This window comes from Bacillus kalamii, assembly GCF_047238185.1.
Classification (GTDB): domain Bacteria; phylum Bacillota; class Bacilli; order Bacillales; family DSM-1321; genus Bacillus_AD.
The window spans coordinates 423,354-447,500 of the sequence record NZ_JBDFMI010000006.1; the positions used below are offsets into that span (position 1 = coordinate 423,354).

The window sequence follows — 24,147 nt, forward strand, 5'->3', positions numbered from 1 at the left end:
TACCAAATTCGGAAGAAACGATGAAAAGATTCGTAAAAATATAGATTCATTGAAAAACCTGCTTCCTGGTCAGGAAGCAGGCCGCTTTATTTAGATAGAATGATGGTTACTTTAAATAAGTCGCCATCCACATCCAGATTTAGTTCCCCTCCATGGAGATCAATAATACTTTTGGCTATCGCAAGCCCAAGCCCCGAACCTTCTGTATGCCGGGAAGTATCGCCCCGCTTGAAACGTTCAAACAATTCATCGATATTCCCTCCCATTTCATATTGCGAAATATTCTTGAAGGAAATTTCGACTGTATTCTCTTTATTCAGCATAGAAATATATACTCTTGTATGCGGCAATGAATATTTAAGTGCATTGACAATCAAATTATCGAATACCCGGTGCAACTTTTGCCCATCCACATATGCGTTAATCGGCTGTTCATCAGTTACTACACGGAATATAAGATTCGATGATTCGATGCCCTCGTTATGCTCAGCCAAGGTTTGCTGAAGCATTTGCACAAGCTCTACATTCCGTCTGTCCAGCTCAATATTGCCCGTCGCCATCTTGGATGCTTCAAATAAATCCTCAATCAGCACTTTCAGTCGTTTCGATTTCCGGTCAATAATATCAATATAGGCTTTTCGATCATCTTCACTTAAATCACTGGACTTCAGCAAATCTGTATACGTAATAATACTTGTTAAAGGAGTCCGCAGATCATGGCTGACATTTGTGATCAACTCCGTCTTCAGCCGTTCACTTTTCACCTGGGCTGTCTGCGATGAGCGAATACCACTTTTCAACGTATTAACATCCCTGGCCATCTTTGCGATCGGAGATGTACCTCTGATCTTTATGTCATCCTCCTGGTACCCTCTTGATAAGCCATTTACCATCAACATGATTCTGTTCAGATTCCCTATTTGCTTGAATATCAAATACAAGGCGGGAAGGCCTATGAAAAGGCACATTATAAAGTACAGCACGACTAAATCCATTGAGGCATTGAAGACAATAAACGCTAGAATGAAGCCCATGCCCATCCCGAATACAATGATTAGAAGCAGGAACAGCTGAACAGCCATATGCATATTCAGGAACACGTTCCGCAAAGCGGAATACAATCGATATACGAATGAATCCTGCCATTCCTTTTCCAGTCCCTTCTTCATGAAGCAAAGGATAATCTGTGTAAACAGCAAGATGATAAAGGCAGTCACTGCCATGAAGTACAGAGCCGTGAAACCCATCTTGATGAGCTCCCTAAAACTTAAATCCGTTCCTGCATAAAAATGATAAGAAAAGAAAATGAACATACACGCCAGACAGAGAGCCGCTATTCTCACATCAACCGGTATTCGGTCGTATGCTCTTAAAGCCGCCCCTTGTTCGACTCTCCAAAAAGCGGATTTTACATATACAGCTAATCCGATTAGAGACAAAAGTGCGCCGGCTACAGCCAAAACACGATAAACAATTGTAATGGATTCATATTGCTTATATTCCTGCATGATCGGCGAAGCAGCCGCTGCATTTTTAGGGAAACCCACGAAGCCTTGATATACTTTTCTCTCATTCTTTAAATCCACTTGCTGATCATAATTTTGGCTATAATAAAATGGGTTATTCTCCATATACATTAGCGACTTATTATTCACGCCGTAATCTTCAAAGAAGAGCATATTTTTTTCATCCGTAAAATAATCCTTATACTTCTTCTGCTTATCGGGACTCAACGAAGTAAAGATTTTTCCAGTCTTCATATCTTTAAAGTAATACTCGAAGCCATATATATCAGATGGGAATATTTCCTTTTCGCTGCTTATCTGTTCCATCGCATTCTCGATTACTTTTTTCCTTTGGGAGAGGATCTTTTCCTTCACATGCTCATCGCTTGTAAAATTCAATGTGATATCCTCTAATTTTTGATCCCGTTCTTTTCGGTAGATATCAGCTAATTGCTTATCCCCGTTATCTTCAGCCTGATTGATTTTGCTGGCATATTGATCTTTGATGTTTTGCATCTGCTGCCCAAGGTCGCCGTATTCATACCGGTGCTGATTGATGTCATCCTCGGTTACCACAATCCTCTTCTCCAGATTTTCCTCTGTATAATCCCCTAGAACGGCCAGCTTAAGCCGATCCATATAACTGCTGTACTGAGTCATGAATGAGCTTGATTGAAAATAGTTGCCTTTCAAGGCGGATGGCTCAGAATTAATGATCATCAGCAGGAAAGAAAAGCCGATTACCATAAGAAGAATAGACCAGCCTAGCTTTTTATTATTTTTCCATTTTGTATCCAATTCCCCAAACCACCTTTAAAAATCTCGGATTTTTCGGGTCGATTTCAATCTTTTCCCGTATCTTCCGGATATGCACAGCCACCGTATTTTCCGCATTATAGCCCGGTTCATTCCAAACCAATTCATATATTTCATTTATCGAGAATACCCGGCCTGCATTCTTCATCAATAATTCGACTATCCGGTACTCGATTGGTGTCAGTTTGATCGGATCCCCATTGACAGCCACCTGCTTGGCATCCTCGTCCAAAGTCAATCCGTGCAGATCAATCTGCTTTTTTATACCTTCGTATGTACCGAGTGTCACATACCTGCGCAGCTGGGATTTGACACGCGCTATCAATTCCAACGGATTAAACGGCTTTGTCACATAATCATCCGCCCCTATTTGAAGCCCTAGCACCTTATCTGTATCCTCACTTTTCGCGCTTAACATAATAATAGGGATATTCTTGTTTTCCCTAATTTTAAATGTTGTCGATATTCCATCCATCTTCGGCATCATAATATCGAGAAGAATCAAATGGATTGTATTCTCGCTCAATTTTTCCAAGGCTTCTATTCCATCAGCTGCCTTGATCACGTGTATACCTTCATTTCTTAAATATATTTCAATTCCATCACGGATATCTTGGTCATCATCCACTACCAATACATTAAATGTTGTCATTCTCTTACAACTCCCTTCACAGAAAGTATAACATTCACGTTTCTTAGTTTTAATGTAACCGGCAAATCTTAATACAACATCATAAGAAATCTTAAGATTTTCTTATTTTTAGCCGTTTTATAACGGGATCTTTTAGGGATTGCTATAGAAATCCGATGTATCACAGTCCTATTTGATGGCCACCATAAAATGCTCTTCCGTTTTGCTCCCAAAAATTCCTTTCATATATCCATTTATATGAAAGCGTTTACAATAAGTCACCAATTTGTCAAGTTGTAAGCGCTGGTAATTCCATCCTGACCCTTCCTCCCCCCATATAAAAATGATAAGATTAGGTGTAGTTTTTGAAGGTTTCAGCAATTATTTGTCTTACCACTTGTGAAATAGGTAACAATAAGCTTGTTTGCTTGTTTGCTCACTTTTTCACATCAATCTCTGCACATAATTTGAGAGCTGCAGGTCAAACTAAATACTAAATAAGATTGGAAGCGAGCGTTGTTATGGAAAATCAAGCATTACGCGAAGTCGAAGCTTGCGCTTTGAAAAAACAAAAAATATTCAACCAAAGTATTCTGCGCTATATACTGCGAGCTATTTTAGCCAGTGCATTCATTGGTTTCGGCGTTATCATCGCCTTTAAATCAGGTAACTTATTCTATGCAGAGCACAGTCCTGTAGCCTATCCGATCGCAGCTGTCACTTTCGGGGCAGCCATCATTATGATCTGGTACGGAGGCGGCGATTTATTCACAGGGAATACATTCTATTTCACCTATGCAGCATTGCGCGGCAAAATGAAATGGATGAAAGTCCTGCAAATGTGGGCTGCCACTTATGGCGGCAATTTAATCGGTGCGATTGCATTCGCTTATTTCATTTATGCGACAGGCCTTTTTCAGGACCATTCAGTCAACGGATTCCTAATGAGCGTAGCAGAGAAAAAAATGAATGCGCCGACAATGGAACTTTTCTTCAGATCTATCCTATGTAACTGGCTGGTCTGCTTAGCCTTCTTCATTCCAATGAACCTAAAAGGCGACGGGCCAAAAATCTTTACGATGATTCTTCTAGTATTCGGATTCTTCATTTCCGGCTATGAGCACAGTATCGCTAATATGAGTACTTTTGCGGTTGCCTTGGTATCTCCGCATCCCGAAACAATTACATTTGCCGGTGCAATCCACAATGTAATTCCGGTCACTATCGGAAATATTATCGGCGGCGCCGTCTTCATGGGCATGTATTACTTCTATGTGAACAAGCCATTCTTCAAGGACGAAGAAATTGAAGTGGAAGAGAACGGCCAAGTGGTCCAATTTGATAAAGCACAGGAAAAATAAGAAGTTAACAGAGCTCACCTTTTTTAGGGTGAGCTCTTTCTTTATTGATTAACCATTATTTCATTCAATGATACTGCGGCATGATGCGGCGGATTGATTTCGCCTTCATAGGTTACTTTTTTGGATTGTATGTCTGTGACACGTATATGGATGGATTTCTGGTTCATGCTGTTATTCACTTCATATAGCTTTCCGTTTAAGATAAACGGATAGGGTCCGATGAATTTAGAGGAAGAAAAGAGAGTAGCCTCCTTTGTCTCTGTGTTAAAAACCTTGATTTCATCCTTATCATATTGATGGATCAATAACCATTCATCACTTTGAAAAATATCAGCCTCTGCATCATTTCCGGACTGCTCATATACCTTTTCAACAGCATTAAAGCCGTTTGCTGCCTTATACACCGTTTTGCTCATGTACTTCACACTCTCCCCTCCGTCTTCAACTGGCGTACGAACGGATTCCGTAATGGAAAAGTATGCCGACTGTCTAGATTTCTCTCCTTGCCGATCTTTTAATGATCGGTAGATTGGCTCTATTTCAATCGTTCTGTCCCCTTTTTTCTTCGGCACGTTAAGCAATGATTTGGTTTTCATCACCGTACCTTCTTTTAAATCGGCGGTCAGCATCACGATTTCCCTCTTTTGGCTGTCCGTAGCTGTAAGAAGGAATTGTGCCTCTGATGATTGTAAGTCAAATGCACTCACTGACAAAGCTTTCTTATCCTGCAGTTCTTTAGGCAGCTCTACAGCCACCTCTTTTTCTTGTTTATTATTTTTATCGAGGACTGAAAGACGGATTTTCGTATACTGACTTTTTCTAAAGGGGTTTACATATATGAGCTGGTCTTTCGTTTCAACAAGCAAGTCGCTGCCCTTCCCTCTCATAAAGGAACGGTATAGCTTCTTTCTTTCTCGTTCTTCGTCACGTTCATAAGGTTTATGTCCGTCAAAGAGTGTTTCATAAAAAGATTGCGCTTTTACAGACGTTCCTTTTCTGCTTACCTCCATAAAATAAAGGCTATTTTCAGCAGTCAGTGTACCGTTCACTTCTATATGCTTCATCTCATCTTTATTGCCCGATATCGTTTCTAGGCTGATTTTGTCATAGGCTTTAACGTTTATATTCCATTGAATATAATAAATGGCCAACATGATGACAGGTATGGCGACTGCCAAAGCGGAAAATACATATTTTTTCATTTTGTCTATCCTCCTACACCGTCACTTTTTTGTTTATGAGCCTTGTACTGATGGCAATAGCTGAAACAATGATCACTATCACCGATATAGCATAAATAATTTTCATTTCGGCTGGATAAAGGGTTATAACCATTGAATGGATAACAAAAGGCAAAATGATAAATCCGAATGCTATGAGCACGTACAGTGCAGTCAGTATAATTCCTTTCATCCCATAGCTTCTTTCAAGCAAAATACCAGTAAAAATGACCAAGAGCAAGCTTATTCCCAGTATGTATAAAAACAGAAAGTTAGTCACATTCACCGGCACAATAATATAAAATAAAGGATCATTGCCTATCCAACTTCTCAGCGTACCATCCAACCGGCCAGATACAGGTATAATCCATTTAAAAATGGGGTTAACAATAAAGTACATGGCCATCTGTATCACGACAGCGCATAAGAAATAGACAATGATGCTCACTACCTTGGCAAAGAAAAGATTCATCCGGTTCCCTGGCAGCATGAGCAATGTGTAGGCTACATTGTTTTTCCCATACCAGTCTCTGTACCAAATCAAAAAAGTGTATATAAGTAACCCTAAAATGATGAGGACAAAGGGAAAATAAAAAAAGACGTTTTGTGTTACTCTGCCTAAAGCAACTTGCTCGATAAAGTCACCGTTACGGCTCGCTTCATTCCACCGATTCAGATATTGTAATGAACGGACGGCGGCAGCAATGGGTTGCACAATCAATAAAAGAACAGTCAAACAGGCAAAAAGTTTCCAGATCCTTTTCATCTCAAAATCCAATAGCTTTAAAAACATCATTTGCTCTGTACCTCCCTCAGCTTATCAACCACTGACTTGCCTTCCTCCATCCTCAGCTGCTCTGTATAAAAATCTTCTATAATGACTCCCCTATCGAGGATCAACACTCGATCGAGCAAATGCTCCACCTCATCGATTTCATGGGTCGTCAGCAAAACTCCTTTTCCTTCGAGATACTCCGAGGTCATCAGGTGCCTAATTTTTTCTTTGGCAAATAAGTCAATCCCTGAAAAAGGTTCATCCATCAGTACGTAATCATTGTCGAATGACAGGCCGATGAGCAGATTCAGCTTCGCAGCATTCCCCTTCGATAGATTCCGCAACTTTTCTTCATAGCGCAGATTGAAATAGTCCATTAATTCCTCCGCTCGTTCATCGTTCCAGTTGCCATGGAAATCGATCAAAAATTGAAAGACCTGTTTAATGGTCATGGAAGGAGGCATAGTCAAATGATCGGGAATAAAGGAAAGATTGCTCCTTCTTTCTTTTTTGATACTGCTTCCATCTACAACGATATCTCCCCTATCAAAAGGCGTCAGACCCATGATTGATTTCATTACCGTTGATTTTCCAATTCCATTCACTCCGATCAGGCAAGTGATTTCATCTTTCTTTACTGTAAAGGAAACGTCCTTCAGCACCTGTTTCCTTCTGTATTTTTTGGAAATGCCTTTAACCTCGATCATTATCTCGCCTCCTTTATTTCTTCTCGTACATTTGCTTCACTGCTTTGACCACTTCATCCACCGGTACATTAATCCTTTTCATATTGTCGATATACAATTGTGTAGCTTCCTGAATCAATTGAACCCGGATACCTTGCAGCAAATGCTCATTCGTAGTGACTTTGCTTGGAAAATTGCGCTCTGTTTGGATCAACTCTAAATCCTCCATTTCTTTATACGCTTTCTGGACTGTATTCGGATTAATATTAAGTGTGACAGCCAATTCCCTTCTTGATGGAATCTCATCGCCGGCCTTTAACAGGCCAGTCGCAAGCTGTTCCTTAAAATAGGTAATCACCTGTACATAAATTGGTTCTCTGTTGTTCAATTCCAGTTTCAACGATATCCCTCCTCTTTTTGAGGTGTGTATTAACCCAGTAATACATTGTATGAGTGTATTATTACATCAGTACACCTAATTGTAAACCATAATTTGTAATAAAAGAAAAAAAGAGCCAATTTTTTTCACTCGGCTGTTCGGTATAATGCAAACAGCAAAAAAGGCCTTACCCCATTGGGGTAAAGCCTTTTTGCTTATAGAGTTTTTCCTTATTTAGCTGACAATTCGCTTTCTGTCACCCATTTATGGTTTTTCACTTCTTTGCCGCCATCCGCAGGTGTATAGTCAATCATATAAACGGTTGTATCTTCAGCTGAATCAATAGTCGCTTTAGCATCTTTCATGCCTTTCATATGATCAGCTTCCAATGTTACTTCGTCGCCTTTGTTTAGTTTTTTATCTCCAGCATCTTTCATTTCCTGTTGGATTACCCATTTATGATTTTCTACTTTGTCTCCGCCTGTTGTTGGTGTATAAGTCACTGAATAAGCTGTTGTGTCATAAGCTCCTACCACTTTTCCTTTAGCATCCTTCATGCCTTCCATATGGTCCGCTTTTACTATGACCTCGTCGCCCACTTTATATTTAGGATTTTCAGCTGCCTTTAAATCCTTAGGAACGTCTCCGGAATCATTATGCATATCCATGTTATCATCCGCATTGTTTGCTTCATCATTGGCATTATCCATATTGCCATCGTTGTTTTCTGTTACATTGTTTTTATCATTGTCATTATTGTTTGTCTTATCATTATCATCATTATTGCCGCAAGCAGCCAATGCAAAAGCCAATACCAATGTGAATATCGCCGCTAGAAATTTCTTGTTCTTCATGTTAATCCTCCATGCTCTTTTTATTTTTTGTAAGTATTTTGTTGCTATTTAAAGGCGAAAGGACGCCAAACCAATAAATGATACCGTTGGCCAAACGGTTCAGATACACATAAAAAAGTTTACCCCCTTCTTCAACAGATTAACCTATACTTTTAAAATGCCCGCTACAGGCAAAAATAAACTTAAAACCAAAAACTCCTTAAAAACTGCATAATTACAAAAGCGAAAAGCGCCTGTTTACCCCCGACAAGCTTAAGAAGGGGCGCTGACAAAGGCTGCTCTTTGCCTTTGACAGTGACACGGCTTAAGACCTCGAGGGGGTGGCGCTTGCAGCTGGATGACAACAAAAGCGAAAAGCGCTTGTTTACCTCCGACAAGCTTAAGAAGGGGCGCTGACAAAGGCTGCTCTTTGCCTTTGACAGTGACACGGCTTAAGACCTCGAGGGGGTGGCGCTTGCAGCTGGATGACAACAAAAGCGAAAAGCGCCTGTTTACCCCCGACAAGCTTAAGAAGAGTCCCACGTTGGATTTGAACAAGATGGATTTTCATATGAAGCCAACTAAAAAAAGCTGTTCCCGGATAACTCCGAAAACAGCTTTCTTGGTTGTTGCCCTTATTTAGTTACAGCGATAATTTCCACTTCGCAAAGTACGCCTTTTGGCAATTCGCGAACAGCAACGCATGAGCGGGCTGGCTTGTGCTCAGAGAAATACTCTCCGTAAACAGCGTTGAATGCTGCAAAATCATTCATATCAACGATAAAGCATGTTGTTTTTACAACTTGCTCAAGAGAAGAACCTGCTTCAGCAAGAACTGCTTTTACATTTTCCATTACTTGTTTCGCTTGCTCAGTTACTCCGCCTTCCACAACTTCTCCTGTAGCAGGATTGATTGGAATTTGTCCTGATGCATATAGCATATTTCCTACTTTGATTCCTTGGCAGTATGGTCCGATTGCAGCTGGTGCATTTGTTGTATTGATTACTTCTAACATGTACAACACTCCTTTTAATATAATTATTTTTCATCTTTCGCTTGAAGATTGCGTAGATGTAAATATACAGTATGCTTTGTAATTTTCAGAGCCTTGGCCACGATACCGGCAGCATCCCTCATTTGGAAAACGCCCCGTTCATGGAGAATGGCAATAATCTGCTTATTTCTGTTCGCATGCGATACAGCCGAAGAATCGACTTCCTCAATGGTCGCCTGAATGATGTCATGAATCATTTCTTCCACATTGGAGGCAAAATATTCATCATGTTTTTCTGAGACAATTTCTTGCGGAGAAAAAGTTTTCATGATTTCACTGAACGGTCTGTCTAAATTTATATTAATACATAATAGACCGATAATGTTCTTTTTTTCTCCATAAATAACCATTGTACTCGATTTCATCAATTGATTCTGCTTATTGCGTGTAAAATAGCTTTGAAATTGCTGATTGTCCTGGCTATTTATTTCCTTCAGCATATGAAGGGCCAAATTGGTGATCGGCGCTCCGATTTCACGTCCAGTATGATGATTATTGGCGATTTGGACAACAGAATGCTGATAGTCCTCCAGGCTATGCAGCACGATTTCGCTTGAATCCCCCAAGAAGTCAGCCAAGCCATCAATAACGGCCTGATACGATGCCAGTATTTGATGATCAGCTTCACTTAAGTTCACATGCTCCATCATTTCTGCCCCCATTCTTATTCATCTACTGCCTTTTTTACTTACCAATAGTTGATTCACTCAACTATAAGTTGAGTATAAATTTTAAAAATCTATATTACAATAATAATTATTTGGAAATTTCATCATCCCAATCAATGCATCCTGTTCTCCCTTCAATTAAAGTATTCTCTATAAAATGATTTACAATGAGCCGGCATGGTAAAATAAATGAAGGAACCAATTCGAAAAGATGCGTATCCTAAATCAATAAGTATACGGAGAAGGAGTGTTGCTACAATGAAAAAAGAATTAGTTGACCGCTTTATTACATACGTAAAAGTTGATACACAATCGGATGCAAGCAGCCCTACTTGCCCTTCTACAAAAAAACAATTCGATTTGGCCAACATACTGGTCGATGAATTGAAACAGATGGGCATGGAAGATGTCACAATGGATGAGCATGCATATGTAATGGCTACACTGCCATCAAACAGCGATAAGGAATTACCGACAATCGGCTTTCTGGCGCATATCGATACAGCCACTGATATGACAGGCGCTAACGTTAAACCGCAAATATGGGAAAACTACGACGGCAACGATATTGTACTCAATGAACAATTGAACGTAGTGCTTTCACCGAAGGAATTTCCAGAGCTTACGGGCTATAAAGGCCATACATTGATAACAACTGATGGCACGACTCTCCTTGGAGCGGACGATAAGGCCGGTATGGCGGAAATCATGACTGCTATGGACTATTTAATCAAACACCCTGAAATCAAGCACGGAAAAATCAGGGTCGCCTTCACGCCGGATGAAGAAATTGGCCGCGGGCCGCATAAATTCGATGTGAAAGCCTTCAACGCTGATTATGCCTATACAATGGACGGCGGACCGCTAGGTGAATTGCAATATGAGAGCTTCAACGCTGCAGGCGTGGAAGTGACGATCAAAGGAAAGAACGTCCATCCTGGAACCGCCAAAAATAAAATGATCAATTCCAATAAAATCGCAATCGAGTTCAACAGCAAGTTCCCTGAAAAAGAAGCTCCTGAATATACAGAAGGCTTCGAAGGTTTCTATCATTTGCTAAGTATCGAAGGCACTGTCGAGGAAACGAAGATGAGCTACATCATCCGCGACCACGATATGGAAAAATTCAAAGCCAGAAAAGCTTTTATGGAAAAAGTAGTAGCCGATATGCAGGAGAAATACGGAAAAGACCGCATTATCCTCGATATGAATGATCAATATTACAATATGGGCGAAAAAATCAAGCCCGTCCACCATATCGTGGACATTGCATTCGAAGCCATGAAGAACCTTGATATCGAACCGGTCATCGAGCCAATCCGCGGCGGTACGGACGGTTCTCAGCTTTCTTATATGGGTCTTCCTACTCCGAATATCTTTACCGGCGGAGAAAACTATCACGGTAAATTTGAATACGCATCCGTCGATAACATGCTGAAAGCAACGAAAGTCATCATTGAAATCGTTTCATTGACTGAAGCAAAGGCATAAATGCTGTACGAATGACAAAGGGCGCTCCATGGAGTGCCCTTTATTGTATTATTGACCTTCCTGCCCGGGAATCTTTTGAATGAGGACTTGGTCAATTCGGTTTCCATCCAAATCCACCACCTCAAATGTATATCCCTGGCACCTAACCCTGCTGCCCTTCTTCTGCAAATCGTCCAGCAAATAAACAAGGAAACCTGCCAGCGTATGATAGGAAAGACGTTCCTCTCCAGGCAGCGGATCTTTGAAGTGGAGAGTTCGCTTCAGATCTTCGACGGAGCAGACCATCCGCTAAATAAAAAGCAGGATGATCAAAAAATCGGATATCCAAGAAGACATCATATGTCCAACCACCTCCAACATCTGATAGGATACTGGCACTTTCCAATTAGATCCATTAATTACTATTCTAATATATAAATAACGAGATGTATCCAGCTGACATTTGTTGGTGAAAAGCGAATGATCGTTATGAGTGGCTACGCAATGAATTTCTATCCAATTAAAGGTTTTACCGATAGAATAGCGAATATCTAATCTAAATACTTGAGAAGGAGACCTCTATCTCATGGAAAAAAAACATCTCTTATTGAAAGGCGGTCATCTGATCGATATGGAGAGCGGCCATCTCCAACAATCAGATATTCTTATTCTTAATGGGCGGATCGCACAAGTTTCTTCCAGTGAACTAGAAACAGCGTCTGATACCAAAACAATAGATCTCCAAGATTCATATATAATCCCCGGCCTAATCGATATGCATGTCCATATTAAGGAAACATTTGCTCCTTTGTTTACAGCAGCAGGTATAACGACTGTACGAAACTGCGCTGGAAATGTACTTGAGCTAAAGAGAATGGTACATGCACAGGAAGACGCCCCAACACCGCGAATCATCACCGCCGATAGAATGATTGACGGCCCGCCTGGACTTTGGGGTGATACCAGCCCCTTTAATTTCAACACATCCGAACAGGAAGAAGCCCGCCAGGAAGTGCGCAGGCAAGTAGAAGCAGGCGCCGATTTTATTAAAGTCTACGGCTGGCTCAATAAAGAAGTCATGGAAGCAACTGTTGAAGAGGCCTCCCTCCACGGGAAAGAGGTAAGCTGCGATTTGATGCATTCAACTCAGGTTAATGCGTTGGACGCTGCTGAAATAGGGGTCAAGTGGTTTGAGCATGCCACAGGTATTCTTCAAGCCCTGTATCCCTCATGGAATATGCAGGCAAGCCAACCCGAATGGGAAGCCATTGATTGGGAGCATCCTGATATCCTGATGATTGAGCAAGTATGTAAACAACTATTGGCATATCAAGTAAAACTATGCCCGACAATGGTTTTATATGACCAAATGAAGAATTCCGCTAATGTATGGCAGCCTAACCAAACAGTGATTGAAAAAGCCAAGGAAAATACAGGATTAATCCAACAGTGGGCGCGATTATCGACATTTACAGAAGCGCTGGAGGCACAAGGAAAGCAAATTTCCTATATCCAGAAAATTGCTGCTGTCTATCATCGAATGGGCGGGGTGGTAGTGGCTGGCACCGATACTCCGGCTGGGATTTTCACTTTTCCGGGTATGGCTCTGCACCGTGAGCTTGAATTGTTTGTGGAAGCAGGCTTCAGTCCTTTGGAAGCTCTTCAGGCCACTACGATTGCAGCAGCCAAATCCTTAAATCTTCAGGATCAGTTGGGCATAATAAAGGAAGGCGCGAAAGCGGACATTCTTATTCTGGATAAAAATCCGCTTGATGATATCTCCAATACAAAAAGGATCCGTTACCTCATAAAAGGCGGACGGCTTTATACTCAAGATGAAATATTCCAAGCAATACCGGATGAGGAAGCGGCCCTATCAGCTTATAACCAATTCATAAACGATTGGGAAGCTTCGTGCCAACCTATTCCTTCCCACAACAAATAACCTCCTGGCGGTCAGGAGGTTGTTTCCTATTTCCCTGATGAAAAGCCCTCGAATAAACATCCTCCGTATGGCTCCAATATGGATTCGGCAAGTGAGATGATCCCCTCCTTGTCACGAGTCCTGTAATAAGTGTCGAAAGCCTGGATAAAATGGTCGGCAAAGGGCTCGTCATATCTCCGCAAAGCCCTCATAATCCATTTGGAATCACCTGTCCACTGCCTGTTCGTTCGAAGGGTGAACTCATGAAGCTGATAGGCAAGCGTGCCTGCAATCATGAGATCCTCCTCCAAGTCTATGGAGCCCTTAAAATCGTCAAGGGCATCACTGATAAAATACCGTTTCATTTGAATGGTTGTTTGATCCCAAGGTTCCGGGCCGGCTGCCAGCCTATCCCTTGCTTCTTTCTGAATAGGTTCGATCCAGCCACTGCCTTGTATGGCGATACCTTCCGATAGCATATTAGGCAGTGAAGGACGGCCCCTTTTGCAATCTTCCTCTGCATACTCGTTGTAGGTTGAGCGGTTATGCACAAATAACTCAATTGGCTACCCTTTATAGAAAAAGGATTCCCGGTACGCAGAAAGCACCCTGCTATCAAAAATAACCATATCAAGATCCGACCTGTCTGTTCCCTGCCCTCTGACTATACTGCCTGCAAGCACGGCAGCCTCATAATCCAAAAATCTCTCCTCGACTAGGGCAGCGGCTGCTTCCATTGCCGTAAATTTCCTTTGTCCCTCCATCTGTATCACCTCTCTCCTCTATTCACTATAAGAGGGTAGGATTCCTTCCGATGAAAATAATTAGGCGTTTTCACTTTATTTGGGTAAGGCTTATGAAATATATGGGTAGTTGCCGGCGATAAAGGGGGAATCAGCCAGACCCAGTTCCCGGTTACCATTCTGCCGGCCCTCGCTTCTTGTTTTTCAAATAATTGAAATTGCTGCGCCGCTGTATGATGGTCTACAATTGACACGCCCTCATTATTAAATGAATGCAAAACAGCTACATTCAGCTCTGTCAAAGCTCGATCCTTCCAAAGAGAGGCGTTTCTTCCTGTATCTATTCCCATAATTTCTGCAACTGCGGGCAGCAGATGATAGCGGCCAGGGTCTGCGAAATTGCGGGCCCCTATCTCCGTTCCCATATACCAGCCATTGAATGGAGCCGCCCCATACGTAATTCCGCCGATTTTTAAATCCATATCGGAAATGATAGGAACAGCGTACCACTTCACCCCTAATCCCGAAAAATCCATTTCTGGGTGTTCGATTGGCACCTCTTTTACCTTCTCGATAGGAATCTTACGCCAGACCGGCTTCCTTCCGTTTACCGAAAAAACCAATGGAAGAATATCGAAAGCCGTTTTTTCCCCTTCCCAGCCAAGGCTCCTGCAATAATTAGTGAAAGCAATGCTTGCGGGGTCTCCGATCACCCCATAATCACTTTCATATCCCGCATAACGGATCAATTGATGATTCATTATGTTTATAGGAGTTTTATTGATTTCATTCTTTTTGAATACCGTGATTACAGGACGAATCTTCCCTTCATTGGTTGCAAAATCGATATGGTGCAGCAGTGCATTCAATACAGCTTCTTCATCATTCGCTTCCCTGGCATCCATAACAGTCAATTTACTCCAGAAGAGGCGCCCTATACAGCGGTTGCTGTTTCTCCAAGCCATCCGCGCACCGTGGACAAGCTCATCAAATGTATGCTCATATGTACCTGTACTCTCTATTTCCAAGCGAATCTTTTCTGACCGTTCACTTATTTCGTCCGTTCTTTCAAGTTCCGAATAGCACTCTTCAATAAAACGTACGGCCTGTTCGTATAAGTCATTTTTATATCCGTTCATAGCATGCTCCTTCATCGTTATACTTCATTATGCTATCACTCTTTTCGGAAAATCTAACAATAAGGCCTCTTCCCCTTCATTCATGTGGCTAACTGGTGAACAATGGAAAAGAATAACCCTATCTTTTTTGATTATGTAGACTAATTGAATTATAGTTCAATTAGAAATGCTTTTTGTATTGTACATGTTAGGAGGATGTGAAAGTGAAATTTCAATTTGACCATGTGGTCCATTATGTAACGGACCCAAACGAAATGATTGGGGAATTTAAGACGCACGGGTTGCATGCTGTCGAAGGAGGACAACACGTAAATAGCGGTACATACAACTCACTTTGCTATTTTGGATTGAGTTATATCGAATTCCTTGGGACGTACGACCGGGAACTTGTCCTTAATGGCGCCCATCCCCGCAATAGCCTGCACGCATCGATTGTCGAACAGCAATTTAACGAAGGATTTATGCGCTTTGCTCTCCGCACTGTACAGATGGAAAGCGCAGCCACCCATTTCCGGCGGCTTGGCTTGGAAGTCCATGGCCCATATCCGCTCAGCCGAAAACGCCCTGACGGAAAGGTATTGGAATGGGATTTACTTTTTATAGGAGATGGAGGGAATTTAAATCTTCCCTTTATTATTCAATGGAAGGAAAGCGATGAAGAGAGAAGGCGGGATCTGATCAATCAAGGCAGCCTGCTTCCCCACCCGGCAGATGTACAGCTATCCCACCTTTCAATCGCCGTACAGGATGCACAAGCAACAGCGAAAAAATGGCAAAAGTACTTCGGCGGAAAACTTGGTAGTCTATATGAAGATAAGGACTTGCAGGCAAGTTGTTTAACACTTGAGTTGGATGGAGGCACACTCTTATTTTGCAGCCCGCTGAATGTAGGAAACGGACAGGACTACCTCGAACAAAAAGGCGAAAAGCCTTTCAAGCTGACATTGAACAGCCCACTTACTGAAGATACTTTCACCGTGCATGGCGGGCATTATGTAATTGCCAAACAGTAAAAGGCGGGAAAAACTTCCCGCCTTCTTTACCATTTCTTCTATTGTTTCATAACCCCAAAACGATTATGGAAGCTTTCCCCCACACGTGTATGGAGGAAATCCAAGACATGTTTTTTTGCCGGTGCCGCATGGATTGCTCCTTTAACCGATGCCGTAAGGGCTCCGCTTGCGTTTGCAAAAGCTAATATATCCTCCTGATGCTCATGAAGGACGCTTTCCAGATTCGCCAACTGAACATGATGGGCGGATAATGCATACAGCAAACCGCCGATAAAGGCATCTCCTGCACCCGTAGTATCGGAAACAATCACTTTGAAACCGGATGATTCATATGACTGGCCGTTTTTCAGAAGCAATTCTGCCCCTTTTGCTCCCTTAGTGTAGACGACTGCTTTTACATCGCCTTTGAATAAGGACTTAAGAGCCTCGCTTGTATCTTTTATTCCGGTTATAAATTCAAGTTCTTCATCTGAAATCTTAACAATATCTGCGAGAGGCAAGAATTCCTGCACTGTTTTTTGGCACTCTTGATGGTCATCCCAAAGAGATAAACGGATATTAGGGTCAAAGCTGATAATCCCTCCCTTGCTCTTCACAATAGAGATTGCTTTTTTATGGGCATACTTCATAGGGCTTTCCACTAAATCCACCGAACAGAAGTGAAGAATATCATCATTCGAAAACCAATTTTCTTCTATTTCACCTTCTGATAGCAGTAAATCTGCCGATGGTTTTCGGTAAAATGAAAAATCGCGCTCTCCGTCTTCCTTGACTGATACAAAGGCTAAACCTGTATTCGCTTCATTTGTACGCAAAACTTTATCCACTTCCACTTGATTCTCCACTAGGATATCCACCAGGAAATCGCCAAAAGCATCCTCCCCCAATTTAGTGATAAGAGAAGCGGTTCCTCCATATTTAGCAACAGCAATTGCGACATTAGCAGGTGCTCCACCAGGCAGTTTTTCAAATGTATCTACTTCTTTCAATGCTTTCCCCTTTTGCTCAGGAATAAAATCGATTAATGCTTCACCGATACAATATACTTTTCCCATTCTTGCAACCTCTTTTTCTTTTACATTTATTTTGATAGCAGGAAAAAGCCAAAATGCCCCTTCATTTTTGGCTTTTTCTTATTTTTTTATTATAATGATTTACTTCCTGTTTCCCAAACATCTTCCAAAGTCCAAATATTGGATTTGATTAATGTCACCTTGCCGCCTTTGGCAAATAAGCTGATATGCAAGCTTGTTGGATCAGGGTAGATTCTGCTGGTCATATTAACTTCTCCACCATTAGCAAATAGTTCAACAGAAGAACGGTCCAGATAGATATGGATCTTGCATGTTTCCTTTTCCAAATCGATCATCGTTTTCCGGACACCTGTCACACCTTTACCGGAGGCAGTACGGTCAATGAATATGTTCGCTTCATCCATGTTCACACCGATAACCGTTTTTTCTGTGCCATCTTCACTGCGTCTAAGACAGATGCCGAATTCATTCGCTGTCACATCCTTGAGGGAATATTCAAGCTCGATTTCCAATAAATCTCCTTTTATTGCTGTAATTGCTTCTTCTTCATTCAGTTCAGTTTTGGAAATGGTATGATTCTCTTTACGTAACATCTTCAACTCCGTTACCGGCTTCATAATCACTTTATTTTCCGGACTAACAGATACTTCTCTAGGCAGTGTCATCGCACCGCACCAGCCGTCTTCCTTCGTAGGCATGTCCGACTCCCACATATCCATCCAGCCAATGGCAATGCGTCTTCCTTTATCGTCTTGCAGTGTTTGGACTGCATAATAGTCGTGGCCATTGTCCAATTCCTCAAATGGGCCATGTTCATATGTTTTTGTCTCTTCATTGTATAAACCTACTAAATAGCCGGTTTGGTGCAGATTTTGGTATGAATCTCCCTCAGCCTTCATTCCTTGCGGCGAGAAGAACAGTACGTCCTTTCCATCCACTCGGAAGAAATCCGGGCACTCCCACATATACCCTAATGTTTCATCTGCCTGTGCAAGTACTCCATCATATGCCCAATCCACCAAATCGGATGATGAATACAAAATGGCACGCCCGACATCATCCGTAGTCCGATTGCCGAGGACCATATGGTATATGCCATTCTTCTCCCATACTTTAGGATCTCGGAAATGTCCTGTACTGTCGGAAGGCACTTCTTTTATAACCGGATTATTAGGATGTTTCGTAAATGTAATTCCATCCTGGCTTGAAGCAATGCATTGTGTTTGGATGGCGATATCCTTTTCCCTGTCTACCCACACATGTCCTGTATAGATCAAAAACAATTGATCGCCTTTTACGACTGCGCTTCCCGAGAAGCAGCCATCACGGTCATAGTTTTGGTCAGGGGCAAGAGCAATCGGAAGATGCTCCCAATGGACAAGGTCTTTACTTTTTGCATGGCCCCAGTGCATCGGTCCCCAATGTTCATCATACGGGTGATGCTGATAGAATGCGTGGTATTCGCCATTAAAATAGACAAGACCATTCGGATCATTGATCCAATTTGCAGGAGCCATGATATGGTAACCTAGCCGATATTGTTTGCCGATCGTTTCAGCGCGTTTCATGACCGCTTCATTTGCTTCATCAAGTTTAGTCATTTTTTCTAAAATTGTCTGTGCCATCTATACATCTTCCTTTCTGATTATGAAACCTTTGCTTCCCTTGTATCCATTGATTGAGATGATGTATCTTTTGGATCATTGATTAATGTGAAATAAGAAATGATATTGAAGGTAAGGACAATGCCCCCTATGATGAAATAAACAGAATCAAAGCCGATTGAATCATATAGCCTGCCAAATACAGGCGATAGAAATGCAGCCGCAATAGCGCTCGAAAATTGGAATCCTACCAAGTAAAGCGTTGACGATAACCGATTATCGAAGTTTTGCGCCAGATATTTAAATATTGCAATCAGCATAATCGGTAGCTCAAGGGCATGGAGCATTTTCATGCAGGAAATTCCGATTGGCTCTACAGCCAGGCCGGAACCGATTATACGAGTTGCCATGATAAAACCTGCAAGTATTAGCGATTTCTTCGCTCCTAGTTTATTCACAATGAAAGGAGCTGCAAACATCATTCCGGCTTCCATGAAGACCTGGAAAGAATTCAAATACCCGTATAACTGGTTGCCTGTGCTAGCATCAGTAAACAAAGATGAGAAATAGATCGGGAATTGTTGGTCATAGACAGAGTAGAAACAAACTACGCCAAACACATAGAGTACGAAGAACCAAAACTTTTTAAGTTTTAATAGAGAAAATACATCTTTCATTTTGATTGGCTCTTCTTTTTCCTCGTCATTGCCATCTGCCTCTTCAATTTTTGTCAGTAGGAGAATGGCAATCAAACAGATGGCCGAACCGGATGCCAGCCAAAAATTGATATTAGGGTTAATATTGAAAAGCTGCCCTGCAAAGAATGTCGCTGCAGCCCAACCAAGCGAACCCCACATTCTTGATTTTCCATACTCGAAATCGCATCTTCTGCCAATTTTTTCGATATATGATTCAACAGCTCCACAGCCTGCCTGAAAAGCGGCTCCAAGATACATACCGCCGACAATAGCTCCAAGCAGAACATTATATTTTAATAATGGTCCATATATGTAAATGAAGAATGGGCCGACAAATACCAGCAAGCCGACAATAAACCATAGCATATGTTTCTTTAATCCAATTTTATCGGAAATAACACCGTACAATGGCTGCATAATTAAGGCCATAATAGCATTCGCAGAGAAAATAACACCTGTATTGGCACCGCTTAATTGTATATCCTGCCCCAACCAAATAGAGAATAGAGACATACAGGATGACCAAGTAAAGAAGTAGAAAAAGAAAAATGCACTCAATAACCAATAATTTCGTTTTGTTCCGATACTCATAACTGATTCACGTTCCTCTCAAACTATCTAGTTGAAGATACATGCTGCTAAGTTAATCGTTTACGTAATCGATTAACTAAATTATAAAAGCGTTTTCATAAATCGTCAATAGAAAATATTATATTAAAAAAGCATATAAAGTCCACTTTTTACAAAAAAGAAAAAAGAACCCTTAGAGCATGTAGGAAATATTCAATGAAACGGCGAATATTGCTTATACAGAGGAGGGAATTCATTTATGGTCCAATTTTTCACTAATCGTAAATATACGGTCATTGAGCGCCACTCGAAAAAAGGCTATGAAATATTGGTCAAGCAAAATGAAAAAAATGAACGTTTGGTCAGTGTCATTTCCTCTAATCCTCCTGTTTGCATGGATTTTACCCTGACCGCCACTGGAATAGACTATACGATTTATGACAGTATCTCCTATTCTCCGAGGATGGAGCTTCCAATAGAGCTTTTCAATGAAATACTGGGCAAGTATCTTCCAGCTAAAAACACCTCTAATGAGAATTAGAGGTGTTTATTTATTTCTTGCACAATAATAGGCAACGCATTGCTTTGTGTTGATTTTATCATGTTTTGTTTGATGCCTTTTTTAAGGCTTTCTAATTTTTCCAGTGCATCCAGCAAGGTCTTTCCACTTAATTCTTCATCCGGCAATGTAATTCCATATCCATTGGAAGTGAAGGACTCGGCGTTCAAGATTTGGTCTCCCCTGCTTTGCTGAACACTTAAGGGGATGATGAGCATAGGGATATTCAAAGCCAGAAACTCAAATAAAGCATTGGATCCGCCTCTTGTGACCACTAGATCTGTTGCAGCCAATAGATCGGCTAGACCCTCCTGCACATACTCGAATTGCAAGTAATTAGGTGCAGACAAGAAGTGATTGTCTATGTTATTTTTACCGCATATATGTATAATCGAGTATCGGCGGGACAATACATTCAATGTCCCTCTCACTGCTTCATTAATAGACTTGGACCCTAGGCTCCCTCCCACAATAGTCAGGACAGGGCGCTTACCATCTAATTCCCACTGCCTCCTTGCCTTTTCCTTTGATCCTAATAACAGTTCTTTCCGTATAGGCGAACCTGTTACCAACGTTTTTTGAACAGGGAAATATAGGCTCGTTTCCTCGAATGATGTAAAAATAGTCGTGGCAAACCGTTTGGCAATTTTATTAGCAAGTCCAGGGGTCATATCACTTTCATGCAGATAGACAGGAATACGCAGAGATTTAGCTGCAACGACCACCGGGACAGATACGAAACCTCCCTTTGAAAAAACAAGGGCGGGCTTAAGCTTTTTTAACTGCCTGCGTGCCTCCACACATCCTTTAACTATTTTGAAAAGATCTGTCACATTTTCCCTAGAGACATACCTTCTCTGCTTTCCGCTGCTGATTCCATAATAGGGGACATTTGCATGGGACATAAGCTCTTTTTCTATGCCTCTTTTCGAACCGATATAGCTGATTTCCCATTCCTGTTTATCCAGCTCATCCATAATCGCTATATTCGGAGTAACATGCCCGGCAGAACCCCCGCCTGTAAATACAATTCTCTTTTTCACATCTATTCTCCCTTAGTCCTCGACATCTTACTATACATTATATGGGAACAGCACCCTCACATGCTACAAAGAAAAAGGACATGAAAAATTGAAGAAGTAGATATGTGCATAAAAAAAACTAATCTCATTTGTTTGAGATTAGTTTTTTACGCGCCTTAGAGGATTCGAACCTCTGACCGACGGCTTAGAAGGCCGTTGCTCTATCCAGCTGAGCTAAAGGCGCATGACAATATGTAAAGTACAGATAAAAAAATGGCTCCGCAGGTAGGACTCGAACCTACGACCGTTCGGTTAACAGCCGAATGCTCTACCACTGAGCTACTGCGGAACAATAAAATAATGTATGTAATGGTGGGCCTAAGTGGACTCGAACCACCGACCTCACGCTTATCAGGCGTGCGCTCTAACCAGCTGAGCTATAGGCCCATTCATATTTGGAGCGGGTGAAGGGAATCGAACCCTCATCATCAGCTTGGAAGGCTGAGGTTTTACCACTAAACTACACCCGCAAAAATGGCTGGGCTAGAAGGATTCGAACCTTCGCATGACGGAATCAAAATCCGTTGCCTTACCGCTTGGCTATAGCCCAATAATAGAGTTATAAAAAATGGGGCGGCTGATGGGAATCGAACCCACGAATGTCGGAACCACAATCCGATGCGTTAACCACTTCGCCACAGCCGCCATAATAAGAATTGGCAGGGGCAGTAGGAATTGAACCCACACTGACGGTTTTGGAGACCGTAGTTCTACCTTTAAACTATGCCCCTATGAAAGGACAAATGGTGGAGGGGGGCAGATTCGAACTGCCGAACCCGAAGGAGCGGATTTACAGTCCGCCGCGTTTAGCCACTTCGCTACCCCTCCGTATAATATAAAAAATAAGCAACATTGAAGAATGATGCTTGGAAATGAATCGATTTATCAGGTTAAAGCTGTTGCTCTTTCCCTATCGATCTGCTGCGATTCGTTATCCATAGCAAAAATCAAACTGGAAATTTAATTAAATGGCGGTCCCGACGGGAATCGAACCCGCGATCTCCTGCGTGACAGGCAGGCATGTTAACCGCTACACCACGGGACCACTATTCAAAAAAAATGGAGGAGGTAGAGGGATTCGAACCCCCGCGAGCCGTTAAGCCCCTGTCGGTTTTCAAGACCGATCCCTTCAGCCGGACTTGGGTATACCTCCGTATGATAAATGGAATGGTGGAGCCTAGCGGGATCGAACCGCTGACCTCCTGCGTGCAAGGCAGGCGCTCTCCCAGCTGAGCTAAGGCCCCAAATATAATGAATGGTCGGGAAGACAGGATTCGAACCTGCGACCCCTTGGTCCCAAACCAAGTGCTCTACCAAGCTGAGCTACTTCCCGAAATATGGCGCGCCCGAAAGGAGTCGAACCCATAACCTTCTGATCCGTAGTCAGACGCTCTATCCAATTGAGCTACGGGCGCATATAAATGAGTATGGAGCGGAAGACGGGATTCGAACCCGCGACCCCAACCTTGGCAAGGTTGTATTCTACCACTGAACTACTTCCGCAAATGGTGCGGGTGAAGGGACTTGAACCCCCACGCCGTAAGGCGCCAGATCCTAAGTCTGGTGCGTCTGCCAATTCCGCCACACCCGCATATAAATGGTGAGCCATGAAGGATTCGAACCTTCGACCCTCTGATTAAAAGTCAGATGCTCTACCAACTGAGCTAATGGCTCTTCAAATGGTGCCGGCAAGAGGAGTCGAACCCCCGACCTACTGATTACAAGTCAGTTGCTCTACCAACTGAGCTACACCGGCATTATTAAAGAAAATATGGTGGAGGATGACGGGATCGAACCGCCGACCCTCTGCTTGTAAGGCAGATGCTCTCCCAGCTGAGCTAATCCTCCAGTATGATAATCGAAATGGTGACCCGTACGGGATTCGAACCCGTGTTACCGCCGTGAAAGGGCGGTGTCTTAACCGCTTGACCAACGGGCCTATTTTGTATAAAAACCAAAATAAATACCCCTGTTGGGGTTTGCCTGGCAACGTCCTACTCTCACAGGGGGAAACCCCCAACTACCATCGGCGCTGAAGAGCTTAACTTCCGTGTTCGGAATGGGAACGGGTGTGGCCTCTTCGCCATCATTACCAGACATATAAAGGAATGTTATTCCTTCAAAACTAGATAACAGAGTCAAAAGTAAATCAAACAACAATTTGGTTAAGTCCTCGACCGATTAGTATCCGTCAACTCCATGTGTCGCCACACTTCCATCTCGAACCTATCAACCTGATCATCTCTCAGGGGTCTTACTAGCTTGACGCTATGGGAAATCTCATCTTGAGGGGGGCTTCATGCTTAGATGCTTTCAGCACTTATCCCGTCCGCACATAGCTACCCAGCGATGCCTTTGGCAAGACAACTGGTACACCAGAGG

General features: G+C 42.2%; 20 protein-coding genes, 19 tRNA genes, 2 rRNA genes and 1 pseudogene (1 of these 42 cut by a window edge). 5 read left to right on the top strand and 37 right to left on the bottom strand.

Annotation, left to right across the window (positions count from 1 at the left end):
- Positions 1–86 precede the first annotated feature (86 nt).
- Complete coding sequence (locus ABC357_RS19765) at positions 87–2,303, bottom strand: sensor histidine kinase (protein ID WP_412889312.1); 2,217 nt, start codon at positions 2,301–2,303, stop codon at positions 87–89.
- Complete coding sequence (locus tag ABC357_RS19770; protein WP_412889313.1) at positions 2,281–2,973, bottom strand: response regulator transcription factor; 693 nt, start codon at positions 2,971–2,973, stop codon at positions 2,281–2,283. Before ABC357_RS19770 ends, ABC357_RS19765 begins: the two co-directional genes overlap by 23 nt.
- 500 nt (positions 2,974–3,473) lie before the next feature.
- Between ABC357_RS19770 and ABC357_RS19775 the strand changes: the two genes are divergently transcribed.
- Entirely contained in the window at positions 3,474–4,313 is an 840-nt protein-coding gene (locus tag ABC357_RS19775; RefSeq protein ID WP_412889314.1) for a formate/nitrite transporter family protein, read from the top strand.
- 41 nt (positions 4,314–4,354) lie between these two features.
- Here the strand turns inward: ABC357_RS19775 and ABC357_RS19780 are convergent, their stop codons facing one another.
- The 7 genes from ABC357_RS19780 to ABC357_RS19810 form a co-directional block, all read right to left on the bottom strand.
- On the bottom strand, positions 4,355–5,515 hold the full coding sequence (locus ABC357_RS19780) for a hypothetical protein (RefSeq protein ID WP_412889315.1): 1,161 nt from the start codon (positions 5,513–5,515) through the stop codon (positions 4,355–4,357).
- Positions 5,516–5,528: 13 nt separating this feature from the next.
- Positions 5,529–6,329, bottom strand: coding sequence for a hypothetical protein (locus ABC357_RS19785; RefSeq protein WP_412889316.1), 801 nt, complete (start codon positions 6,327–6,329; stop codon positions 5,529–5,531).
- Positions 6,326–7,015, bottom strand: a complete 690-nt coding sequence (locus ABC357_RS19790; RefSeq protein ID WP_412889317.1) for an ABC transporter ATP-binding protein — start codon at positions 7,013–7,015, stop codon at positions 6,326–6,328. The genes ABC357_RS19785 and ABC357_RS19790 overlap by 4 nt, the downstream gene beginning before the upstream one ends.
- A 13-nt stretch (positions 7,016–7,028) precedes the next feature.
- Entirely contained in the window at positions 7,029–7,394 is a 366-nt protein-coding gene (locus ABC357_RS19795) for a GntR family transcriptional regulator (protein ID WP_412889318.1), read from the bottom strand.
- Between the two features lie 209 nt (positions 7,395–7,603).
- Complete coding sequence (locus tag ABC357_RS19800; RefSeq protein ID WP_412889319.1) at positions 7,604–8,227, bottom strand: YdhK family protein; 624 nt, start codon at positions 8,225–8,227, stop codon at positions 7,604–7,606.
- Between the two features lie 614 nt (positions 8,228–8,841).
- On the bottom strand, positions 8,842–9,222 hold the full coding sequence (locus tag ABC357_RS19805; protein WP_412889320.1) for a RidA family protein: 381 nt from the start codon (positions 9,220–9,222) through the stop codon (positions 8,842–8,844).
- A 23-nt stretch (positions 9,223–9,245) separates the two neighbouring features.
- On the bottom strand, positions 9,246–9,911 hold the full coding sequence (locus ABC357_RS19810) for a helix-turn-helix transcriptional regulator (RefSeq protein WP_412889321.1): 666 nt from the start codon (positions 9,909–9,911) through the stop codon (positions 9,246–9,248).
- Between the two features lie 276 nt (positions 9,912–10,187).
- Here ABC357_RS19810 and pepT point away from each other — a divergent pair, with 276 nt between their 5' ends.
- Positions 10,188–11,420 (top strand): peptidase T, encoded by a 1,233-nt coding sequence (pepT, locus tag ABC357_RS19815; protein ID WP_412889322.1) that lies wholly within the window; start codon positions 10,188–10,190, stop codon positions 11,418–11,420.
- A gap of 48 nt (positions 11,421–11,468) precedes the next feature.
- Here pepT and ABC357_RS19820 read toward each other — a convergent pair whose 3' ends face one another.
- A complete protein-coding gene (locus ABC357_RS19820; RefSeq protein WP_412889323.1) occupies positions 11,469–11,705 on the bottom strand; it encodes a transporter associated domain-containing protein in 237 nt (78 codons plus the stop codon).
- A gap of 280 nt (positions 11,706–11,985) precedes the next feature.
- On the opposite strand from ABC357_RS19820, the gene ABC357_RS19825 reads away from it, so the two are divergent.
- Positions 11,986–13,344 (top strand): amidohydrolase family protein, encoded by a 1,359-nt coding sequence (locus tag ABC357_RS19825; RefSeq protein WP_412889324.1) that lies wholly within the window; start codon positions 11,986–11,988, stop codon positions 13,342–13,344.
- A gap of 26 nt (positions 13,345–13,370) precedes the next feature.
- On the opposite strand, the pseudogene ABC357_RS19830 reads toward ABC357_RS19825, so the two are convergent.
- Positions 13,371–14,060: pseudogene (locus tag ABC357_RS19830) on the bottom strand (nucleotidyltransferase domain-containing protein).
- Positions 14,061–14,092: 32 nt separating this feature from the next.
- On the bottom strand, positions 14,093–15,205 hold the full coding sequence (locus tag ABC357_RS19835; protein ID WP_412889325.1) for a nitric oxide synthase oxygenase: 1,113 nt from the start codon (positions 15,203–15,205) through the stop codon (positions 14,093–14,095).
- A 203-nt stretch (positions 15,206–15,408) separates the two neighbouring features.
- Here ABC357_RS19835 and ABC357_RS19840 point away from each other — a divergent pair, with 203 nt between their 5' ends.
- Positions 15,409–16,218, top strand: a complete 810-nt coding sequence (locus tag ABC357_RS19840; RefSeq protein ID WP_412889326.1) for a VOC family protein — start codon at positions 15,409–15,411, stop codon at positions 16,216–16,218.
- 38 nt (positions 16,219–16,256) lie between these two features.
- Here ABC357_RS19840 and ABC357_RS19845 read toward each other — a convergent pair whose 3' ends face one another.
- The 3 genes from ABC357_RS19845 to ABC357_RS19855 all read right to left on the bottom strand — a co-directional run bounded on the left by ABC357_RS19845 (position 16,257) and on the right by ABC357_RS19855 (position 20,145).
- A complete protein-coding gene (locus ABC357_RS19845) occupies positions 16,257–17,273 on the bottom strand; it encodes a carbohydrate kinase family protein (RefSeq protein ID WP_412889327.1) in 1,017 nt (338 codons plus the stop codon).
- Between the two features lie 89 nt (positions 17,274–17,362).
- Entirely contained in the window at positions 17,363–18,853 is a 1,491-nt protein-coding gene (locus ABC357_RS19850) for a glycoside hydrolase family 32 protein (RefSeq protein WP_412890083.1), read from the bottom strand.
- Positions 18,854–18,897: 44 nt separating this feature from the next.
- Positions 18,898–20,145, bottom strand: coding sequence for an MFS transporter (locus tag ABC357_RS19855; RefSeq protein ID WP_412889328.1), 1,248 nt, complete (start codon positions 20,143–20,145; stop codon positions 18,898–18,900).
- 238 nt (positions 20,146–20,383) lie between these two features.
- Here ABC357_RS19855 and ABC357_RS19860 point away from each other — a divergent pair, with 238 nt between their 5' ends.
- Positions 20,384–20,665, top strand: a complete 282-nt coding sequence (locus tag ABC357_RS19860) for a hypothetical protein (RefSeq protein ID WP_412889329.1) — start codon at positions 20,384–20,386, stop codon at positions 20,663–20,665.
- Here the strand turns inward: ABC357_RS19860 and ABC357_RS19865 are convergent.
- The 22 genes from ABC357_RS19865 to ABC357_RS19970 all read right to left on the bottom strand — a co-directional run.
- A complete protein-coding gene (locus ABC357_RS19865) occupies positions 20,662–21,726 on the bottom strand; it encodes an undecaprenyldiphospho-muramoylpentapeptide beta-N-acetylglucosaminyltransferase (RefSeq protein ID WP_412889330.1) in 1,065 nt (354 codons plus the stop codon). The two genes, ABC357_RS19860 and ABC357_RS19865, sit on opposite strands and share 4 nt — an antisense overlap.
- A gap of 149 nt (positions 21,727–21,875) precedes the next feature.
- A tRNA-Arg gene (locus tag ABC357_RS19870) sits at positions 21,876–21,949 on the bottom strand.
- Positions 21,950–21,979: 30 nt separating this feature from the next.
- Positions 21,980–22,054 (bottom strand) — tRNA-Asn (locus tag ABC357_RS19875).
- A 21-nt stretch (positions 22,055–22,075) separates the two neighbouring features.
- Positions 22,076–22,152 (bottom strand) — tRNA-Ile (locus ABC357_RS19880).
- A gap of 9 nt (positions 22,153–22,161) precedes the next feature.
- A tRNA-Gly gene (locus ABC357_RS19885) sits at positions 22,162–22,235 on the bottom strand.
- 5 nt (positions 22,236–22,240) lie between these two features.
- Positions 22,241–22,315, bottom strand: a tRNA-Gln gene (locus tag ABC357_RS19890).
- Between the two features lie 19 nt (positions 22,316–22,334).
- A tRNA-His gene (locus ABC357_RS19895) sits at positions 22,335–22,410 on the bottom strand.
- 12 nt (positions 22,411–22,422) lie between these two features.
- Positions 22,423–22,496: transfer RNA gene (locus tag ABC357_RS19900), tRNA-Trp, on the bottom strand.
- 13 nt (positions 22,497–22,509) lie between these two features.
- Positions 22,510–22,593, bottom strand: a tRNA-Tyr gene (locus ABC357_RS19905).
- 141 nt (positions 22,594–22,734) lie between these two features.
- Positions 22,735–22,810: transfer RNA gene (locus tag ABC357_RS19910), tRNA-Asp, on the bottom strand.
- A gap of 15 nt (positions 22,811–22,825) precedes the next feature.
- Positions 22,826–22,918, bottom strand: a tRNA-Ser gene (locus ABC357_RS19915).
- Between the two features lie 15 nt (positions 22,919–22,933).
- A tRNA-Ala gene (locus ABC357_RS19920) sits at positions 22,934–23,009 on the bottom strand.
- Positions 23,010–23,021: 12 nt separating this feature from the next.
- Positions 23,022–23,098, bottom strand: a tRNA-Pro gene (locus ABC357_RS19925).
- 5 nt (positions 23,099–23,103) lie between these two features.
- Positions 23,104–23,180 (bottom strand) — tRNA-Arg (locus ABC357_RS19930).
- Between the two features lie 13 nt (positions 23,181–23,193).
- Positions 23,194–23,268, bottom strand: a tRNA-Gly gene (locus tag ABC357_RS19935).
- A gap of 3 nt (positions 23,269–23,271) precedes the next feature.
- Positions 23,272–23,356, bottom strand: a tRNA-Leu gene (locus ABC357_RS19940).
- Positions 23,357–23,363: 7 nt separating this feature from the next.
- Positions 23,364–23,439: transfer RNA gene (locus tag ABC357_RS19945), tRNA-Lys, on the bottom strand.
- Between the two features lie 6 nt (positions 23,440–23,445).
- Positions 23,446–23,521 (bottom strand) — tRNA-Thr (locus tag ABC357_RS19950).
- A 16-nt stretch (positions 23,522–23,537) separates the two neighbouring features.
- Positions 23,538–23,613 (bottom strand) — tRNA-Val (locus tag ABC357_RS19955).
- 16 nt (positions 23,614–23,629) lie between these two features.
- Positions 23,630–23,704: transfer RNA gene (locus tag ABC357_RS19960), tRNA-Glu, on the bottom strand.
- Positions 23,705–23,746: 42 nt separating this feature from the next.
- A 5S ribosomal RNA gene (gene rrf, locus ABC357_RS19965) occupies positions 23,747–23,862 on the bottom strand.
- Positions 23,863–23,926: 64 nt separating this feature from the next.
- Positions 23,927–24,147, bottom strand: a 23S ribosomal RNA gene (locus ABC357_RS19970); it runs 2,715 nt beyond the window's last position.

Excerpts from the sequence above, each read along its gene's own strand:
- ABC357_RS19845 (WP_412889327.1), bottom strand. The coding sequence starts at position 17,273 with ATGGGAAAAGTATATTGTATCGGTGAAGCATTAATCGATTTTATTCCT.
- ABC357_RS19800 (WP_412889319.1), bottom strand. The coding sequence starts at position 8,227 with ATGAAGAACAAGAAATTTCTAGCGGCGATATTCACATTGGTATTGGCT.
- ABC357_RS19820 (WP_412889323.1), bottom strand. The coding sequence starts at position 11,705 with ATGGTCTGCTCCGTCGAAGATCTGAAGCGAACTCTCCACTTCAAAGAT.
- ABC357_RS19785 (WP_412889316.1), bottom strand. The coding sequence starts at position 6,329 with ATGATGTTTTTAAAGCTATTGGATTTTGAGATGAAAAGGATCTGGAAA.
- ABC357_RS19850 (WP_412890083.1), bottom strand. The coding sequence starts at position 18,853 with ATGACTAAACTTGATGAAGCAAATGAAGCGGTCATGAAACGCGCTGAA.
- ABC357_RS19855 (WP_412889328.1), bottom strand. The coding sequence starts at position 20,145 with ATGAGTATCGGAACAAAACGAAATTATTGGTTATTGAGTGCATTTTTC.
- ABC357_RS19770 (WP_412889313.1), bottom strand. The coding sequence starts at position 2,973 with ATGACAACATTTAATGTATTGGTAGTGGATGATGACCAAGATATCCGT.
- ABC357_RS19825 (WP_412889324.1), top strand. The coding sequence starts at position 11,986 with ATGGAAAAAAAACATCTCTTATTGAAAGGCGGTCATCTGATCGATATG.
- ABC357_RS19780 (WP_412889315.1), bottom strand. The coding sequence starts at position 5,515 with ATGAAAAAATATGTATTTTCCGCTTTGGCAGTCGCCATACCTGTCATC.
- ABC357_RS19805 (WP_412889320.1), bottom strand. The coding sequence starts at position 9,222 with ATGTTAGAAGTAATCAATACAACAAATGCACCAGCTGCAATCGGACCA.
- pepT (WP_412889322.1), top strand. The coding sequence starts at position 10,188 with ATGAAAAAAGAATTAGTTGACCGCTTTATTACATACGTAAAAGTTGAT.
- ABC357_RS19810 (WP_412889321.1), bottom strand. The coding sequence starts at position 9,911 with ATGATGGAGCATGTGAACTTAAGTGAAGCTGATCATCAAATACTGGCA.
- ABC357_RS19860 (WP_412889329.1), top strand. The coding sequence starts at position 20,384 with ATGGTCCAATTTTTCACTAATCGTAAATATACGGTCATTGAGCGCCAC.
- ABC357_RS19835 (WP_412889325.1), bottom strand. The coding sequence starts at position 15,205 with ATGAACGGATATAAAAATGACTTATACGAACAGGCCGTACGTTTTATT.
- ABC357_RS19775 (WP_412889314.1), top strand. The coding sequence starts at position 3,474 with ATGGAAAATCAAGCATTACGCGAAGTCGAAGCTTGCGCTTTGAAAAAA.
- ABC357_RS19790 (WP_412889317.1), bottom strand. The coding sequence starts at position 7,015 with ATGATCGAGGTTAAAGGCATTTCCAAAAAATACAGAAGGAAACAGGTG.